The organism is Proteus sp. GOKU (genome assembly GCF_015475555.1).
Lineage (GTDB): Bacteria > Pseudomonadota > Gammaproteobacteria > Enterobacterales > Enterobacteriaceae > Proteus > Proteus mirabilis_B.
Genome location: NZ_CP034105.1, coordinates 1,516,821 through 1,534,421 on the forward strand (window position 1 = coordinate 1,516,821; position 17,601 = coordinate 1,534,421).

The following is a 17,601-nucleotide window of genomic DNA, read 5'->3' on the forward strand; positions in this document are numbered from 1 at the left end:
CCTAAAAATAAAGAAAATACTTTATAAATAAAGTGTTTTAAATAATTATCATTATGCAATTTAAACTTACTCTATGAGTAAATTTTTATTGTTGTGCTACTCTTTAATTAGGATTAGAAAATATATTTTCTTAATTCAAATCTAATTAAGATGATTAAGGGAATAATACTAATTCCAATAGGCGATTTATTTAAAAACGAAAGGTAACAATATGTCTTTAATTAAGAAAGTTGCTCCGTTTATCGTGTTGTCTGGATTTATGGTTGCAGGTAATGCTTTTGCTGCGACACAGGGTACAACGGTGTCATTCGAAGCATTAATTCGTGCCGCAAGTTGTGATGTTTCTTCAACAACAGAAGGTTCTAGAATTGATTGGGGAACCTTCACAAGTGATGAAGTGACTGGCAAAAACGTCGGTGATCAATTAGGAGATAACAAGACGTTTAATTTAGAGCTTTCTAATTGTACAGCAGCATTAGCAGCTGATGGAACAATCAATCTTTATGCTCGTGGTAATAAATCAAACTTTGATTCTGAAATGTTTGCTAACGCAACAGCAGCTTCTTTAGCTGTAAAATTGTTAGCAACAGCAAGTAATACTTTAGTTAAACCAAATGTTGAAACAGGTCTGAAATTAGGACAAGAGATCATTAAAGACGGCACTGGTCGTATTCCGATGACTGCTGGTCTGTATTTAACAAATGGTGCAGTAACAAGTGATGAATTAAAAGTACCAGTTACTTTTACTGTTGCTTATAACTAATATTACTTAATTTTTAGAGGCTCTATTTAATAGAGCCTCTCATTAAAGAAGAAATATAATGATTAAAATTACAAATAGAATAAGAAAATTTTTTGTTATTTTACTAATAATTATATCTCCATTTGCTTATTCTAAAGGAGTGGGTTTAAACGCTACACGTATTATTTATCCTGAAGGTGAGAATAGTGTAGGTGTTATCGTTCGTAATGAAGAACCAAAAATAAATTATTTGGTACAAGCCTATATTTCCTCTGATGAAAACCCAATTGTATTTCAAGTCACTCCTCCTCTTTTTAGAATTAATAGTTTATCAAGGCATGAAGTAAAAATTTATGCCATGAGTAATTCTTTACCGAAAGATAGAGAAAGTATCTTTTATTTTCATGCAAAGATGATCCCTGGACAAAGCAATAATTCTGATACAGCAGGCCTAAGTGTAGGATTTGATAATGTCATAAAGCTTTTCTACCGACCTAAAAACTTACCGATGACATCAGAAGATGCGCAAAAGAAATTAAGATTTAGTGTGGAAGGAAAACAATTAAAGGTAGTCAACAATTCCCCTTATTACATCAATTTTGCTGGGTTCTCTGTCAACAATATAAAGCTAGATGTTAGTTTGGCTAATAACAATGCCATGATCGCACCTTATAGCTCGATAAAATATGCCTTACCTACAGGTGTAAATAAAGGAAGTGTTCAATGGCGTACAATAGATGATTTAGGTGGATTTAATGAACATAAAGCCACATTTTAAACCAATTGTATTGGGCGCATTATTAACTTGTATCTCTTTTTATGGATATAGCGCTGTTGATGATTCTGCGGTTGTCATCGTAAAAGGCTCAGTAACAAAAGGTACATGTGCTTTTACTTTATCAGACCAAACAGTGAAATTTTCTCAATCAACATTAATGCAAAATGTTGATGAAATAGGTGTAAAAGAAGAAAACAAAATACCTTTTTCTGTTAACTATCTTTGTCAAGATTATGTTGATGAAACACCAGATATGGAAGTTGTTATAAAAGCGGGATCTGGAACACAAATTGCAAATAACAAAATATCGCCGGTGAATAATCCAACTAATGCGAGTTTTGCTCTATACGACTGTAAAGGTGATCATTGTTCTTTAATTAATTTTAACTCTGGAACAAGTTCTGTTTATATTACAACGGGAAATGGTAATAAAAATAAAGATTTTGAAGTCGAGCTCGTTAAGAAAGACAGTTCAGCGGTTAATCCCGGTACGCTAAAAGCAATATTAGCATTAACACTTATACAACCTTGAGAAAGTAAATATGAATATATTTCTATTGAAAAGGAGTTTGTTAAGTTTATTTATTACACCAGCACTCTTTATTAGTTTTAGTGCTCAAAGTATTGAATTTGACTTTAAAGTGACCATTGATAAACAGACCTGCAAGCTCTCAGTTTCAGGAACAAGTAACAATGAAGTTAATTTTGGTAGTATTCAATCGAATAAAATTAAAAATAATCTTATAGAACCTATCCCGATAAAGGTATTACTGAGTGACTGTAAAACGAATGACTTTTTTGATACCTATGTGACGATGAAGGCAAAAAGCACTTTAAATACGATTACTTTTAATGATGATCTCAATAAAAGTTTTGGTATCAGAGTATCAAGCAAAAATAATGTTGCTCAATCTAATACTAATACGGATTTTTTTAAATCTGAAGATACGGTTTGGAATAACATAAGTATAGATAAATTAGAAAAAACACTTTATACCTATGTCAAATGCAAAGACCCTACAGTTTGTGATCCTGAAACTGGAGAGTTTTCGGCAACGTTAACTTTTTCGTATATCGTTGATTAAGATATTATATGAATAATTTTATTATAAAAATTTCCATGGTTTTAATATTAGCTTTTAGTTATTTTAATGCTAACGCTGAAGGGGTTAGTTTAGGAAAAACACGTGTTATTTTTTCTGAAGGTAGTTCAAGTGAAAGTGTATATATTTCTAATGATGATAATCAACCTTATTTAATACAAGCTGGCGTTACTGAAAAAATTGATGGAAATTTGTCATCTAATTTTATTGTTACTCCTCCTGTGTTTCGTTTAGAGAATAGGAGCGTATCATCTTTACGTATTTTATTAAAAGATACTCAAGATTTACCCAATGACAAAGAGTCACTCTTTTATTTGAATACAAAAATTATCCCCTCTACTAAACGACCTGATGAAAGTGAATCACAGGAATCAAAACTAGTATTAATAACTAATTTTGTGATTAAAGTAATTTATCGACCTGAAAATATAGCAAGACCTTCAGAACAAGATTACAAAAAAATCTTTATTAAAAAAAATGAAGGAAAGTGGTTTTTAGATAACCCAACACCGTATTATATGACATTAACATCAATTAAAGTTAATAATGAAAAATATAATAAAACTCTCTTGTTAGCACCTTATAGCAAAGCTGAGTTGGTAGAAGTATCAATAAAAGAAGCTAGTTGGCATGTAATTAACGACTATGGTGAATTATCAAAAGAATTAAAATATAAGGACTAATGAAATGAACGTTTTAAATAGTCGTATTTTTTCTATTGCTGCTTTGATATTAGGTTTTTTTTATTGCCAATTAGCATGGTCTGCTAATAATGCATTTGAATTTTCATTACAAAGAATGACATATAATGAAGGTAGTAAAAGCATTTCTATCGGTTTAAGAAATAATGAAAAAAAAGCGTATCTCGTTCAAGTGAGTATGAGATGGTTAGATGAATCTACGGGGTTACAATTAATTGATAAAAAAGAGAACCCTCCTTTTATTTTAACTCCATTATTACAAAAAATAGAGCCTGAAGAATACTATGAGTGGGTAATTAAGTTTACTGGCTCAGAAAGCGCATTACCAACAGATAGAGAGAGTGTTTATATTTCTCAATTTCGATTAATACCATCTACATCTGAAGAAACTCCAAATGTGCAGATGAATTTTATTAGAGCATTAAACTTTAAAGTATATTACCGGCCAAAATCTCTTGAAGGTATAAAAATAAAAGATGCAGAAAAAAAATTATCATTATCAATTGATGGTAATAAGATAATTGCTAAAAATGATTCACCTATTTATTTGGCTTTTAACACAATAAAAATAAATGGAAAAGAGATAGAGCTGCAAGAGTTATCGAAAAATGTACCTCCATTTGGTACACAAGAATACTTATTTTTTAATAAAAAAAATGTTACATCTATTCATTGGCAAGTATTAGATGAGTTTATGTTCCCATTAGATGAAAAAATGAAAACAGTAAATTAATAAATTTATAAAAATATATGTTTTTATAAAGCTAAAGGTTAAGAGTGTAAAAATGAATAAATCAATGGCAATGTTTAGATACAGTTTTTTTACATCACTTATTTTGTTCTCATTTAATTCTTTTGCAGAGGATTATTTTGATCCCGCATTACTTGATGGGCAATTAGGTGCATCTGCAAATGAAATTGATTTAAGCCAATTTTCACAAAAAGATGCGTTACCTGAAGGTAAAATATCTTTATTAGTTTATGTCAATAGTAATAATAATGGTGAGTTCATTATTAATTTGGTAAAAGGACCTAATAATAAAGTGGTGCCTGAAATAACCCGAGAATTATTAGATGAATTAGGTGTTAATACTAAAATGATACCTAAGTTAAATATGTTAAAGAGTGATCAGGTTATTTATGATATTAATGAATATATTCCTGATGCATTAATAAAAGTAAATTTAGCAGAATTAAAACTAATCACTAGTTTTCCTCAAATTGTTATGTCCAATGATGCTGTTGGCTATATTGATCCCGCCTCTTTTGATAGTGGTGTTTCTGCCATGTTTATCAATTATATGTTTAGTGGAGGGCATTCTTCTAACGATAGCCATTTTGATAAAGTTAATAATAATGGGAAACAAAAAAATGATAATTTCTTTGCTCAACTAAGAGCTGGTTTTAATCTTTATGATTGGCGTTTACGTTCGACAATGACACAGACGTATACCCGAAATTCAAATAATGTAGAGACTCAAAGTAATAATAGTAATAAATTTTCTAATACATATCTTTCTCGTAATCTTTATTCTTTACGATCGGAATTTATTATTGGTGAAACTACAACCGGAAATGATGTCTTTGATAGTATACCAATGAAAGGTATGCGTTTAGTTTCTAACGAACAGATGTTGCCAGCGAGTCAACAAGGTTTTGCTCCAGATGTGAGTGGGATTGCTCAATCTAATGCGCAAATTACTATCCGACAAAATGGGAATGTCATTTATCAAACTTATGTTGCACCCGGCGCATTTAAAATAACCGATCTTTACGCGAGTGGTTCAGGAGGGAACTTGGATGTCACAGTGAAAGAAGAAGATGGTTCAGAAAGGACATTTACAGTTGCTTTTTCATCATTACCCGTAATGTTAAGACCGGGTGGTTGGAAATATGAAATTAGTACTGGGCGATTTGATGGTGGCACAACGGTTGGTTCTAAAAAAGCAGATTTTCTGCTTGCTAGTGGTATTTATGGTTTACCTCATGATGTCACTCTTTATGGTGGGTTATTAGGTGCGAAAGATTATTATGCTATTTCTTCTGGGATAGGAATTTCATTAGGTAATTGGGGGGCTCTGTCTACAGATATCACACATGCTCATGCTGACTTTAATACAATAGGCTCCCAAAATGGGCAATCTTATCGATTCCGCTATTCTAAGAATATGACCACGACAGGAACCTCTGTTGACTTAACTGCATTACGTTTTTCAACTAAAGATTATTACGATTTTAATCAATTTAATACGGAAGATTATCGGTTAAAAGATGGTACTTCACCGTGGTTAGGTGAACGAGAAAAAAGTCGTTTTACAACGTCATTATCACAATCATTAGGTCAGTACGGTAGTATTTATTTATCTGGTAGCCGTTATAATTATTGGGAACAAGATAAGAATGTTACTCAACTTACGACAGGATATAATGGCAATATTCGTGGTATTAACTTTGGCGTTAATTACAGTATTGATAGAATAAAATCAGATGATAGCTGGCCTGAAAATAGGCAAATTAGTTTTAATGTGAGCGTTCCATTTAGTGTGTTTAGTAATTCGCCTGCGCTCAGCAATTTTAATAGTACTTACATGATAAACCATGATAATAATGGAAGAACTAACCAGCAAGTCGGATTATCTGGTAGTGCATTTGATAACTCCTTATCTTATGGTATTTCTCAATCTTGGGCTAACCAAGGCCAATCTAATAATGGCTCAGTATATGCTAATTATTCAGGTAACTACGGTACATCCTCTCTAAATTATAATTATTCAAGTGACTACTATAATGTTAATGGCAGCATGAATGGTGGTTTGCTTTTACATTCAGGTGGTTTATTGCTAGGTAGAAGTATGGGCAATAGTATGGCCATTGTTGAAGCGCCTGGAGCAAAAGGTACTGAATTAAGTTCAGGAAATGGTGCGATTAATGGACAGGGATATGCGTTATCACCGTATCTTACAGAATATCGCCAAAACACAATTGCATTAAATGTAAATACATTGCCTGATAATACGACTCTACAATCCACATCTCAAAATGTAGTTCCGACAAAAGGCGCTATTGTTAAGGTTACCTTTAAAACAAAGATTGGTTTCCAGGCTATTTTAAATCTTTCTCAGAATAAAAGTGTTATCCCATTTGGCGCTATTGCTACGTTAATTGATGCTGATAATCCTAATGATTTGAATACAGGTATTGTTGGTGAAAATGGCCAGCTTTATATGAGTGGACTTCCTGATAATGGCAAGTTGTTAGTGAAATGGGGTAATAAAAATCAGCAAAGTTGCAACGTTTCATATAGTGGCTTAAGTAATATTGAAGTCAATAGCAAGCAACCAATAAGAATTTTATCTCTTTCTTGCCAATAAAAAATAATCCTTATTTTATAGGTGGATGCATAACAATGAAAATGCGTAATTTAATGATGGCATCACTAACTTCAGTATTAATGACTTCGTCATTTAATGTTTTAGCTGGAACAGATAGGGGGGCTATGACATTAAGCTTAACTGGGGTGATTGATATGAATATTAGCCCTACACAAGTTCAATATATAAATGGTACATTGACTGGGAATAGTAGTTTTCCTGGGAGTCCTGTTTATGATAATAGCAGTAACTCTTCTTGGGATACTAAGTATGCGATTATTTCTTTAAGTCAGTCAAAAACGAGATGTGATTCTACATTTGTTTCTAAAATTCCAGGGCAAACTAATAAATACGGTCTAAAATTAACGCATTCCAATAATACAAGTACGGCAGTTTATGTAACACCACAATTTAACTTCAATGTCAGTTTATCTAATTTTAGTTCTAATTATCAAAGTGCTTATTCGGGGCAATTTTTTCAGGTGAATAGTAGTCTCGTTGATAAAGAATCATCTAGCATTAATGTATGTTTTGTGCCACATAATTATGCAACGACAACAGTTCCTGGTGGTGGCTCAAAAGTTGTTAGTGTCACAACACCAAGTTCATTTCCTGTTTATATTGATGCTAATTTAACGCCAGGTAAGTTAACGTATAAAGGCACTCCTTTTTATGTAGGTAGTTTTGGTCGGAGTGCTAGTGGTGACTTTTTTTCACAAGTTAACGTAATTGCTGATGTAACAGTAAAACGTTCTTGTGCTGTTACAGGTGTATCTAATCAACAAATTAATGAAAATATGACATTTACAAATGAAGTCATTAAAGACTCTGTATTTACATTATCCTGTGGGGGGACAGGTAACCCTGTAAATATGTCAGCGGTAATTAAAGAGGGAAGTTTAGACCCAAGTAATGTAAATAAATTAGTCTTAGCTCCTATTAATGGTACTGTATCTAACAAAAAGCCTTGGGTTATAGGATTGCCTTATAAGCAAACTTCAATACCAAATTTAAAATGTGCTGATGAAAATAATAACAACTTATTAAAGTTCAATAATACTGATATTGAGCTAAGTGGAACCAATATGGGGAATAATCAACCTGATATATTTGGTATCAAATGGGCTCTTTGCAAACCAGATGGGACAAAAGCAGGTGAATACCGCGGAAAAGTAGATGTGAATATTTTTGTCCGTGGATAAAAATCACAAATTTAGAAAAGAAAAATAAAAGTGGACCTTAAGGTCCACTTTTTTATGGAAGATATTTTTATTTCTATTGATTTAAGCTAAGAATTTATTTTAACTAGAATACGAATTTCAATAATGAATAAATTATTTCAATTTAAGTTATTTAAACTAAATAAATGGCTATGTTTTAATTCAAAGTGAAATTTATTTTAATTTTTATAATTAATTAAGATTAACATTAATTAATTTATTAAGTAATTTTTGTGATTACATAAAGCTAATTTTTTAACATAAGTTGATTTTTTTAATCTTTATATTGTCAAAGTTATGGTGTTTTATTTGTTATTCATTTTTTGATATTTACTTTATATACTTTAATATCAATAATGTTAAAGATTAGATGTATCCTAAATACAATTAAAATCACACACTCTATTTATTGTACAATATGAAAAAAATTATACTCTTTTTAAATTTATGGGTGTTTTTTACGCTCTTTAATACTCCCATATCTTCAGCAGATGCTTCTGAAAAAGCGACGGAAATCTTTAATCAGCAACAACAGCATAATCAAAGCCAACAAGAAGCACTTTATCAACAATTAACACCTGAAATACCTAATATATATTTTGATATTAGCAAATATGAAGAAACAGAGAATAAAACAGAAGAAAAGCTTTGCTTCCAAATAGAACACATTGAAATAACAAATGCTGAAGTTATTCCTCATTGGGTTAATTTACCTCTTTTTAAAACTGAATTTATAGGACAATGTTTGGGGGTAAAAGGAATAAACGCTTTAGTGACTCGTATGCAAAATAGGTTATTAATGCATGGGTGGATCACCACGCGTATTGTTGTACCTGAACAAGATATTAGTCGCGGAACTTTATATCTAACAATAGTTCCCGGCATTATTCGCCATGTTAAGTTTACTGATGACTCTGATAAATACGCCTTGCTGTATACCAGTATGCCTGCACATAAAAAACAACTGCTCGATTTACGAGATATTGAACAAGGGTTAGAAAATCTGCAACGATTACCAGTTGTTAGTGCAGAAATGGAAATAAAGCCAGGTGAAAATGCAGGTGAAAGCGACATTGTGATAAAGCGAAAACAATCTCGTTTCTGGCATACTTCATTGTGGATAAATGATGCCGGATCACCTGCAACAGGGCGTTATCAAGGTGGTTTAATGTTAGCACTAGATAATCCTTTAGCGCTGAGTGATTTGTTCTATTTATCAACAGAACGTGATTTAGACTTTGTTGGTAGTAAGAATAATCAAAATATTATGGCGCATTATTCAGTGCCTTTTGGCTATTGGTTATTCGATATTAACGCCTCGAAATATGATTACTCTCAGACTGTAGCAGGTCATATTAAAGATATTCTCTATTCAGGAGAAAGTGATAGCGTTAATGCAGGTGTGTCATACATTCTCTTTCGTAATCAAAATAGTAAAACAACATTACGTTATGGTGTTCAAGCTAAAGTATTGCGAAATTATATTGATAATACCGAAATTGAAATACAACGCCGACGAGTGAGTCATTGGCTAGTGAATCTCTCGCATCGTCAATATTTTAGCTTTGGGACTTTGGACGGTAGTATAAATTACCAAAAAGGCACTCGCTGGTTTGGTTCAATGGCGGCTTACGAAGAAAAGTATCTTGATAATTACTATGCAACAGATAAAGCGAATATTTTAACGTGGCGAGCTGAATTAGATATTCCAATATCTATTGCCCAACAGCAATTTAAATACCAAGCAAGCTATCGCAAACAAATGACTCACGATGCATTAACACCCATTGACCAATTTGCAATTGGTAATCGTTGGACTATTCGTGGATTTGATGGTGAAAGAACACTCAGTGAGGTTTTTAACCGTTTTTTCTTTAATAACTCGGCTTTGTGCTTTTTTGACAAACGAACTCCAAAGTCTCTATCCATGACTTTAACCACAGCTTCGAAAAAATCGGATTTAAGCCGAGCTTCTTCAAGTTCCTTTTCAAGGATCTTAATGCGTTGTTCCGGCGTTTGTTGTTCAGAAGATTGGGTCATAGCTGAACCTCTATAAAAAGTATCAGGGGTACCGTTTGACCAATCTAACCTACCATGCTTACGAAGCCAAACTAAAACAGTAGAGCATCCTTGTATACCATAGTGATCTTGAGCTTGTTTATAGGTTAATTCGCCTTTTTCAACTTGGTCAACAAGCTGTAATTTAAAAGCGAGAGAATAATCGCGTTGAGTTCGTTTAGTGATTGGTTTCATTACACTCTCCAATTTCAGATTGGAAAAGTGTCAACCTTATTTAGGATGGGTCAAATATCTAAAAAAGATCCTAATTTAGGCTAGGATCTTTTTTATTTATTTTCACGTTTTTTAATAAAACAGGTAAATCAGTATTTTTTGATTAGACACCGTTTATGACAATCTCTATCAAGCCTTTTCAGAAACCAACGATAACGTTACTGGGCGTGATATTCAGAATCACCTCTTCCAGCAATGGGGGCAATCACGACAGGAGGTGGAGCATTAATGGGGTATGGATTAGGTAATTTTATAGTAAAACCTGTAACTAATTGGGTTGGTAAAATAATAACAAAAGGTAATAATCCCAGATTTAATGAAGTGTTGAGAAAATATTCAGAGTCAGAGGTTAAGGGAAAGTCTTATATTATGCAGGAAGTATCCGAAAGTAAAATTTCTTCTGGAGTAAGTAATATGAGTGGTAGTTTCTCGGCTGAATATGGTGCATCTAAATTACAAGAATTAATAGATAAAAGAGAAGAAAAATGAAAAAAGTGTTACTTTTTATTTTTATGATTATTTTATATTCCATTGTAGGAGGGGGAGGTTTATTTCTGATAGGGATCATTTTTGACTTTTTTCTATTTGTTTTTTCTTATTTTTATTTAGATATTCCAATGTCAATATCATTTGAAGATTATAAAGTAGAGCGATTATTAAGGATGAGTATAGGAGGTGGAATTATTATTGGTATTAGTATTTTTATTATTCAATTATCGGAAATGAAAAAAAGATAATTTAAATAATCTTTACAGTTGCATAAGTGTATATTTAAAAAATATAGTACAGATATATCAATTGGAGTAATTATTAATGAAACTCTCAATATATTCATTATTTTTTATGATTTTTATATATGGTTTCTTTTTCTTTTTCTTTTTCTTTTTCTTTTTTTATCTTTATCAGGAGAATGGTTTTTAACAGATCAATGCATAAATCAATTAGATTGGATGAATTCTATCAAACTAGGTGACTTCATTGGTAGCAGTGTTGGAACAGTCGTTTGGATTGTTATGCTATTTAATATTCGTTAACTTTAGATAGTTTATAAATATCAAAAATTCGCTATAGAGAGTATAAAACCATAGCTGTAGCGTGAAAAACACTATCCAATCTGCGGTATAACAAGGTACATGGACAGTGAGTGATAGCGATAAACAAGAAAAAGATAGAGGAAAATAAGAATGGGATTTTTTATAGACAAATTATTATCAATTTGCAGTGATGACATCTCACCTAATCAATTGAAAAAAAATATTGAATCAAATTATGGGCAATCATTAATAGACCAACTAGTTTTTTTGCTAGAAAAAAAGAACGGTTTTTATGGATTTGAATCAGCATTACACTTATTTCCATATGAAAGTATAGGTAAAGAAGTCGGTGTAATTGATTGGAATAATAATAGATTGTGGATTTCTGCATATAAAGATATGGCGCAAGAAGCATTCTTTTTTGCAGAAGATATTTTTGGAAATCAGTTCTGTATCAAAGATGATCTGATTCAAGTTTTTGATCCAGAGACAGGTTCATTTAGTGAGTTGGCAGGAAGCTTTGAGGAGTGGAGTAAAGCAATTTTAGATGATTATAATTTTTTAACTGGGTATTCATTAGCTAATCAATGGCAGAATATTTATGGAAAAATTCCATCAATGCATAGGCTAATTCCTAAGGTCCCATTTGTTTTAGGAGGGGAATATGCATTAGAAAATCTATATCTATCAAATTCTATAGATGCGATGAAGTCTAGAGCGAGTATTGCATTACAAATTAGAAATATTCCAGATGGTACGGGAATTTCTATTGATACGAGAAACTAGTTATAGATAGTAATTCCAGTTTCACACAGAAGCCTTTTGGGTTGATCTATTCTTTCTCCACCAGTTGAATAAATAGTTATTCGACTGGGAGAATGAACTGAATTTCAGTGTAAATCTGAGTTCTCTCAGCGAAATTGCAGTTATGATTTTGGTCTATCACAATCACCAGATACAACGCGAGAAATCACATTACAATCAGCACAAAACCAAGAAACAACAGACAGCAAAAACGAAAGTAAAATTGCTTCTGTTGGCGTTGGTGTGACGGTGGGCTCTGATGGTGTTGGCGTTAACATTAATGCGAATGGTAGTCGAGGTAAGGGATTTGAAGAGGGCGATCACACCTATTACACCAATACGACGCTAAATGCAGCTCAAGATTGCGGATCTTAATGCTCAGAAAGACTCCACTTGCGACAATTGCAGAGTTACTTGGCTAAAGGAAAGGAATAGTGAGTGTTTTAAATGAAAATTGGGAACCTGATTTTGGTACTATTTATACTTGGTTTGCAATGGATAAAAATGGAAAAATTGCGGTTATGGTAAATAACTGTTTTAGTGATGTACTAATAAATTTGTTACGTATTAAAAATGTAGAGCTATTGCTTGACCATCTCTGTGACTATATGTGGGAAGAATCTCAAGTATTTAACCACTATCCGAGAAATAAGAATGGCTATTACAGTATTTTTAGTTATTAAAAAATTCAAAGTGACAGTTGATTTTATTTGGCTGAAAAGAATAGATAAATCTCTGGCAAGACTCAAAGAACGCTATCAAAAACCTAGCCTAAGTTAAATAAACATTGGCTAGGTTTTATTATTTAAATCATACTATAACTTAAAAAGAATAAAGCGAATCTTTAGACTCTTTTAATTTTTGTGCTAATTCAGAAGCTTCATATCGCTCTGTTACTATTTCGATATAAGAGGCATTTTCTGAGGATCCTGCGACTTCAAGCGCTTTATTTAATTCATCTATTGTTGTGACTTTCTCACAATGCCAATCTCTTGCACCAAATGCTTTAGGTAATTGATGATAATTCCATTGAGCAAGATCGTTATAATAAGCTTCAGGGTAATCACACAATAATCGTTCAATTAAGTAACCATCGTTATTTAAAACAAGGATGATTGGTTTTAATCCAAAACGAACAAATTGGCTAATCTCTTGTACGGTTAATTGATGCGAGCCTTCACCTGTAATTAAAATAACTCGTTTGTTAGGCGCTGCAAGTGCAGCACCAAATGATGCAGGTGTTGCCCAACCAATAGAGCCCCATAATGTTTGATTATGGAACTGTGCGCCTTCAGGTAATAGAGCGAAGCCTAATCCCATTGATGATGTACCTGTTTCAGCAATAATAATGTCGTTAGGTTTAAAGAACTTTTCTAAATAAGGATAGAGATACTGAGCAGTAATTTTACCGTTATCAGATAATACAGCTTCACCTAATCCTTTGGCTTTTATCTGATGATAAGTTCTATTCGGTAATCTTTGAGTTAGTGCTGAGAGCACGTCTTCCATATAAATGGATGTATAGATAACGGAATCAATCTCAACATATTCAGGCATGATGTTGATAAATTGTTTTGGTTTAATATTGGCAGTGAAACTTCCGGTATTGAAGTCAGTCATCATTGCACCAATTCCCAATACGTACTCACTATTTTCTACAAATTCTCTGACTTCAGGTGTCATTAATTTGCCATCATACATACCAACATATTGGGGATGCGATTCACTTAAAATACTTTTATCCATAAACATAGTGGCATAAGGTAAGCCAGTCTTATTAATAAAAGATTGGACATTATCTGATAACCCTAAACGTGAGGATAAAATACCTGGTAATACACAGATATTATTGCTGTGTGTAAGCTTTTCAATAATGCGTGATACCACTTTTTCTAGTATTTCTTGATCGCTTATTGGTTTTTTGGGTGTGGTAACAGGTGAATGTTCTATCACTTGCATAGTGGCATAATCAGAAGGTAAGCCAATATAAACAGGACGACGCTCTTTTAATGCAGTCGCAATTAAGCGTTCCATTTCTGGAATACAATTTTCAGGTGTTAATATTGTGTGAGCACAAGCGAGACGTTGGCCTAATTGATAAAAAACATCAAAATCACCATTACCTAATGTGTGATGAACCAGACGCTTACTTTTTTGTACACCACTTGCTGGCATACCAACTAAATGAAAGATAGGTAAGTTTTCTGCATAAGAGCCGGCAATAGCATTAATCGCACTTAATTCACCAACACCAAATGTTGTCGATAACGCAGCCATACCTTTAATTCGGGCATAACCATCAGCAGCGTAAGCTGCATTTAATTCGTTGCAATTACCAATCCAACGCATATGGTTGCTATTACAAATAGTATCTTCTATGGGGAAAGCATAATCACCCGCAACACCAAAAATATCACTTATTCCTAAGTCATATAAGCGGTTTAACATATATTCAACGACAGTCTTATTCATATTATCTCCAGAAAATCCGAATAATAGTCTGTAAAAACAGAAAAATGCTTTTACATTATGCTTAATGTTTTATCGCGGATATTATTTGATATGAAATGGTTTATTATCATTGAGGGTATAACTAAATGTAATAGGGTAAGCATTGCTAATGGATATTCGTACATTGCGCTATTTTGTTGAGGTTGTTCAATTAAATGGTTTTAGTCGAGCCGCTGATGCGCTATTTATCACTCAACCTGCGATTAGTCGTAGTATTAAAAAATTAGAAGATGAGTTAGGTGTTACTTTATTAGTGAGAGAAGTTGATGGTGTCAGACTAACGGATGATGGTGCAATACTGTTTGAGCATGCAGAACAGATACTTGCGCAATTTAATAATATGAATAAAGCATTACAGGATAAGTCTGGACCATTAACAGGGATATTAAATGTTGGATTACCTCCTGTAATAGCCTCGACGTATTTTGCTGATATTATTATGGCATTCAGCTCTCTTCATCCTCAGGTTGAACTAAAAATATTTGAACTAGGCACTAAGCAAATGGCTGATGCCATGAGAGAAGGAAGAGTTGAAACGGCCGCGGTTGTATTGCCTTTTAATGAAGATACTTTTGAATTAACACCTTTTTCAGAAGAAAGCTTAATGCTATTAATGTCGCCATCCCATCCTTTGGCTACAAAAAAGGAAGTTCATTTTAACGAGTTGATTAATGAGCCTTTTATTTTCTTTTCTGAAGATTTTCGTATCAATGATTTAATTTATAGTGCATGTGGTATTTACAATACAACACCTATTATTGCAGGGCGTAGTAACCATTTAGATTTAATTATTGCAATGGTAAAAGCAGGTGTAGGAGTAACGCTTCTACCTAACAGCATGTGCAATAAAAATCCCATTGATGATTTAGTTGTTGTTCCTGTGGTAGAGCCTACGTTGTCATATCAAATAGCACTAGCAAATAATAAAAATAGCTATAAAAGTCGTAGTTGCCAAGCGTGGGAACAACTAGCAAGAGAAAAGCTAATAATAGAATAAAATATTAAAATGAGGCTTATTTATATTCTATTTGAGAAATAAATATCGAAATTATCTTTAAATAATAAAATGATTAAAAATAAATAAATGTTATTTTTTAAGAAATGCGGATAGCTGTATAAAAGTAGTTACATAAATGATAAGTTTATATTTTGCACATAGTCTTATGAGTAATAATAAAAATGGGCAAATAAAAGATTAATCAGACATGACAGGAATAGGATAGGGAAAATGAATGAGAGTAATAGTTCTGTAAATCAACATTTTATTCGAAAACTTGAAGGTATTGTTGGTAAAAAGCAGGTACTAACACAAGCACATAAAACAGAACGTTATCGTAAAGGTTTTCGTTCAGGACAAGGTAAGGCATTAGCCGTTGTCTTTCCCGCTAATTTATTAGAACAATGGCGAGTTTTTAAAACCTGTGTTGAAGCCGATAAAATTATTATTATGCAAGCGGCGAATACTGGATTAACAGAAGGCTCGACACCTAATGGTGATGATTATGATAGAGATATCGTGATTATTAGTACATTACGTCAAGATAAAATACAGGTTCTCTCAGAGCATAATCAAGTTATCGCTTTTCCTGGCAGTACGTTATGGCATTTAGAAAAAGTATTAAAGCCATTAGGTCGTGAGCCTCATTCTGTTATTGGATCATCTTGTATTGGTGCATCGGTAATAGGGGGAATTTGTAATAACTCAGGTGGTGCTTTAGTTCGTCGTGGACCTGCTTATACCGAATTATCACTTTATGCTCGTGTTAATGAAAAAGGGGAAGCTGAATTAGTTAACCACTTAGGTATTGATTTAGGCGAAACGCCAGAAGAAATATTAACTAATTTGGATAATCGTCATTATCATGAGAAACAGATCCAAACGACAGAAAAATTAGCTTCTGATCATGAATATCATGAGCGTATACGTGATGTTGATGCTAATACACCCTCTCGTTTTAATAATGATGAACGCCGTTTATATGAAGCCGCCGGAAGCGCAGGAAAATTATCTGTATTTGCGGTGAGACTAGATACTTTCCCCGCAGATCATCGCACTCAGGTTTTTTATATTGGTACTAATAATCCGGACGAGCTTGAAGATATTCGTCGTCATATTTTAAGTCATTTTAAAAAGCTACCTGTTGCTGGGGAATATATGCACAGAAGCTATTATAAAATGGCTGAAGTGTATGGAAAAGATACGTTCCTGGTAATTGATAAATTAGGCACAGATAAAATGCCAATATTATTTGCCGTAAAAGGGCGAGTAGATGCGGTATTAAATAAAGTGCCTTTTTTACCTAAAAACATGGTAGATAGAACCATGCAATTTATGAGCAAACTATGGCCTGCTCATTTACCAGAGCGTATGACAGATTTTCGTGATAAATATGAACATCATCTTATGTTAAGAATGGCAGATGGTGGCATTGAAGAAGCTGCCACTTATTTAAAAGAATACTTTAAAACAGCATCAGGCGATTATTTTGAATGTACTGAAGAAGAAGGAAATAAAGCCTTCTTGCATCGTTTTGCCGCCGCAGGTGCTGCTGTGCGTTATCATGCCGTTCATATTAATGATGTAGAAGATGTGTTGCCATTAGATATTGCATTGCGCCGTAATGACAAAGACTGGTTTGAAAAATTACCACCTGAAATAGAGAGTAAATTACTTTATAAACTCTATTGTGGGCATTTTATGTGTCATGTTATGCACCAAGATTACATTATTAAAAAAGGCGTTGATGCTAAGGCATTAAAAGCAGAAATGCTGGCATTATTAGATCAACGTGGAGCAGAATATCCCGCAGAGCATAATGTGGGTCATATGTATTATGCTAAGCCTCAATTAAAAGCATTCTATAAACATAACGATCCAACCAATAGTATGAACCCAGGTATTGGTAAAACCTCAAAATTAAAATATTGGGGTGAAGAGTGTGGTTGTGGACGTACTCATCATGATGCGAATGCAGAGAATAAAGAATAATAGTTTTCTATCGCGTTTATTAAATTAAAATAAAAGGCAGGATAGAACCTGCCTTT

At 32.9% G+C, this 17,601-nt stretch carries 16 protein-coding genes and 2 pseudogenes; 16 read left to right on the forward strand and 2 right to left on the reverse strand.

Annotated elements, in window-relative coordinates:
* The first annotated feature begins 211 nt into the window (after positions 1-211).
* The 9 genes and pseudogenes from EHE21_RS06910 to EHE21_RS06950 all read left to right on the forward strand — a co-directional run.
* Complete coding sequence (locus EHE21_RS06910; protein ID WP_098943431.1) at positions 212-763, forward strand: fimbrial protein; 552 nt, start codon at positions 212-214, stop codon at positions 761-763.
* 58 nt (positions 764-821) lie between these two features.
* Positions 822-1,520 (forward strand): molecular chaperone, encoded by a 699-nt coding sequence (locus tag EHE21_RS06915; protein ID WP_194952222.1) that lies wholly within the window; start codon positions 822-824, stop codon positions 1,518-1,520.
* Positions 1,498-2,052: a fimbrial protein gene (locus EHE21_RS06920; RefSeq protein ID WP_194952223.1), complete on the forward strand. Its 555-nt coding sequence runs from the start codon at positions 1,498-1,500 to the stop codon at positions 2,050-2,052. Before EHE21_RS06915 ends, EHE21_RS06920 begins: the two co-directional genes overlap by 23 nt.
* A gap of 10 nt (positions 2,053-2,062) precedes the next feature.
* Positions 2,063-2,605 (forward strand): fimbrial protein, encoded by a 543-nt coding sequence (locus EHE21_RS06925; protein ID WP_088493210.1) that lies wholly within the window; start codon positions 2,063-2,065, stop codon positions 2,603-2,605.
* An 8-nt stretch (positions 2,606-2,613) separates the two neighbouring features.
* The gene (locus tag EHE21_RS06930) at positions 2,614-3,306 is read left to right on the forward strand and encodes a molecular chaperone (RefSeq protein ID WP_194952224.1); all 693 of its coding nucleotides are present in this window, start codon (positions 2,614-2,616) and stop codon (positions 3,304-3,306) included.
* A 4-nt stretch (positions 3,307-3,310) separates the two neighbouring features.
* Positions 3,311-4,057, forward strand: coding sequence for a molecular chaperone (locus EHE21_RS06935; protein ID WP_194952225.1), 747 nt, complete (start codon positions 3,311-3,313; stop codon positions 4,055-4,057).
* Between the two features lie 52 nt (positions 4,058-4,109).
* A complete protein-coding gene (locus EHE21_RS06940) occupies positions 4,110-6,695 on the forward strand; it encodes a fimbria/pilus outer membrane usher protein (protein ID WP_228766742.1) in 2,586 nt (861 codons plus the stop codon).
* A 35-nt stretch (positions 6,696-6,730) separates the two neighbouring features.
* Positions 6,731-7,897, forward strand: coding sequence for a hypothetical protein (locus EHE21_RS06945; RefSeq protein WP_075674300.1), 1,167 nt, complete (start codon positions 6,731-6,733; stop codon positions 7,895-7,897).
* A gap of 436 nt (positions 7,898-8,333) precedes the next feature.
* Positions 8,334-9,707, forward strand: a pseudogene (locus EHE21_RS06950) (ShlB/FhaC/HecB family hemolysin secretion/activation protein); the annotation flags it as partial.
* A gap of 74 nt (positions 9,708-9,781) precedes the next feature.
* Here the strand turns inward: EHE21_RS06950 and EHE21_RS18885 are convergent.
* Positions 9,782-10,168, reverse strand: a pseudogene (locus EHE21_RS18885) (IS3 family transposase); the annotation flags it as partial.
* Between the two features lie 234 nt (positions 10,169-10,402).
* Here EHE21_RS18885 and EHE21_RS06955 point away from each other — a divergent pair.
* From EHE21_RS06955 to EHE21_RS06975, 5 genes are all read left to right on the forward strand, one after another.
* On the forward strand, positions 10,403-10,696 hold the full coding sequence (locus EHE21_RS06955; RefSeq protein ID WP_228766743.1) for an adhesin: 294 nt from the start codon (positions 10,403-10,405) through the stop codon (positions 10,694-10,696).
* On the forward strand, positions 10,693-10,944 hold the full coding sequence (locus EHE21_RS06960; RefSeq protein WP_194952227.1) for a hypothetical protein: 252 nt from the start codon (positions 10,693-10,695) through the stop codon (positions 10,942-10,944). The genes EHE21_RS06955 and EHE21_RS06960 overlap by 4 nt, the downstream gene beginning before the upstream one ends.
* A gap of 447 nt (positions 10,945-11,391) precedes the next feature.
* Positions 11,392-12,027, forward strand: a complete 636-nt coding sequence (locus EHE21_RS06965) for an SMI1/KNR4 family protein (RefSeq protein ID WP_201161573.1) — start codon at positions 11,392-11,394, stop codon at positions 12,025-12,027.
* Between the two features lie 183 nt (positions 12,028-12,210).
* Entirely contained in the window at positions 12,211-12,420 is a 210-nt protein-coding gene (locus EHE21_RS06970; RefSeq protein WP_194952595.1) for a hemagglutinin repeat-containing protein, read from the forward strand.
* 59 nt (positions 12,421-12,479) lie between these two features.
* Positions 12,480-12,728: a hypothetical protein gene (locus EHE21_RS06975; protein ID WP_194952228.1), complete on the forward strand. Its 249-nt coding sequence runs from the start codon at positions 12,480-12,482 to the stop codon at positions 12,726-12,728.
* A 139-nt stretch (positions 12,729-12,867) separates the two neighbouring features.
* Here EHE21_RS06975 and EHE21_RS06980 read toward each other — a convergent pair whose 3' ends face one another.
* Positions 12,868-14,517 (reverse strand): alpha-keto acid decarboxylase family protein, encoded by a 1,650-nt coding sequence (locus EHE21_RS06980; protein ID WP_194952229.1) that lies wholly within the window; start codon positions 14,515-14,517, stop codon positions 12,868-12,870.
* Between the two features lie 148 nt (positions 14,518-14,665).
* On the opposite strand from EHE21_RS06980, the gene EHE21_RS06985 reads away from it, so the two are divergent.
* Both EHE21_RS06985 and dld read left to right on the forward strand, forming a co-directional pair.
* Complete coding sequence (locus EHE21_RS06985) at positions 14,666-15,553, forward strand: LysR family transcriptional regulator (protein ID WP_194952230.1); 888 nt, start codon at positions 14,666-14,668, stop codon at positions 15,551-15,553.
* 231 nt (positions 15,554-15,784) lie between these two features.
* Positions 15,785-17,545, forward strand: coding sequence for a D-lactate dehydrogenase (gene dld / locus EHE21_RS06990; RefSeq protein ID WP_194952231.1), 1,761 nt, complete (start codon positions 15,785-15,787; stop codon positions 17,543-17,545).
* Positions 17,546-17,601 lie beyond the last annotated feature (56 nt).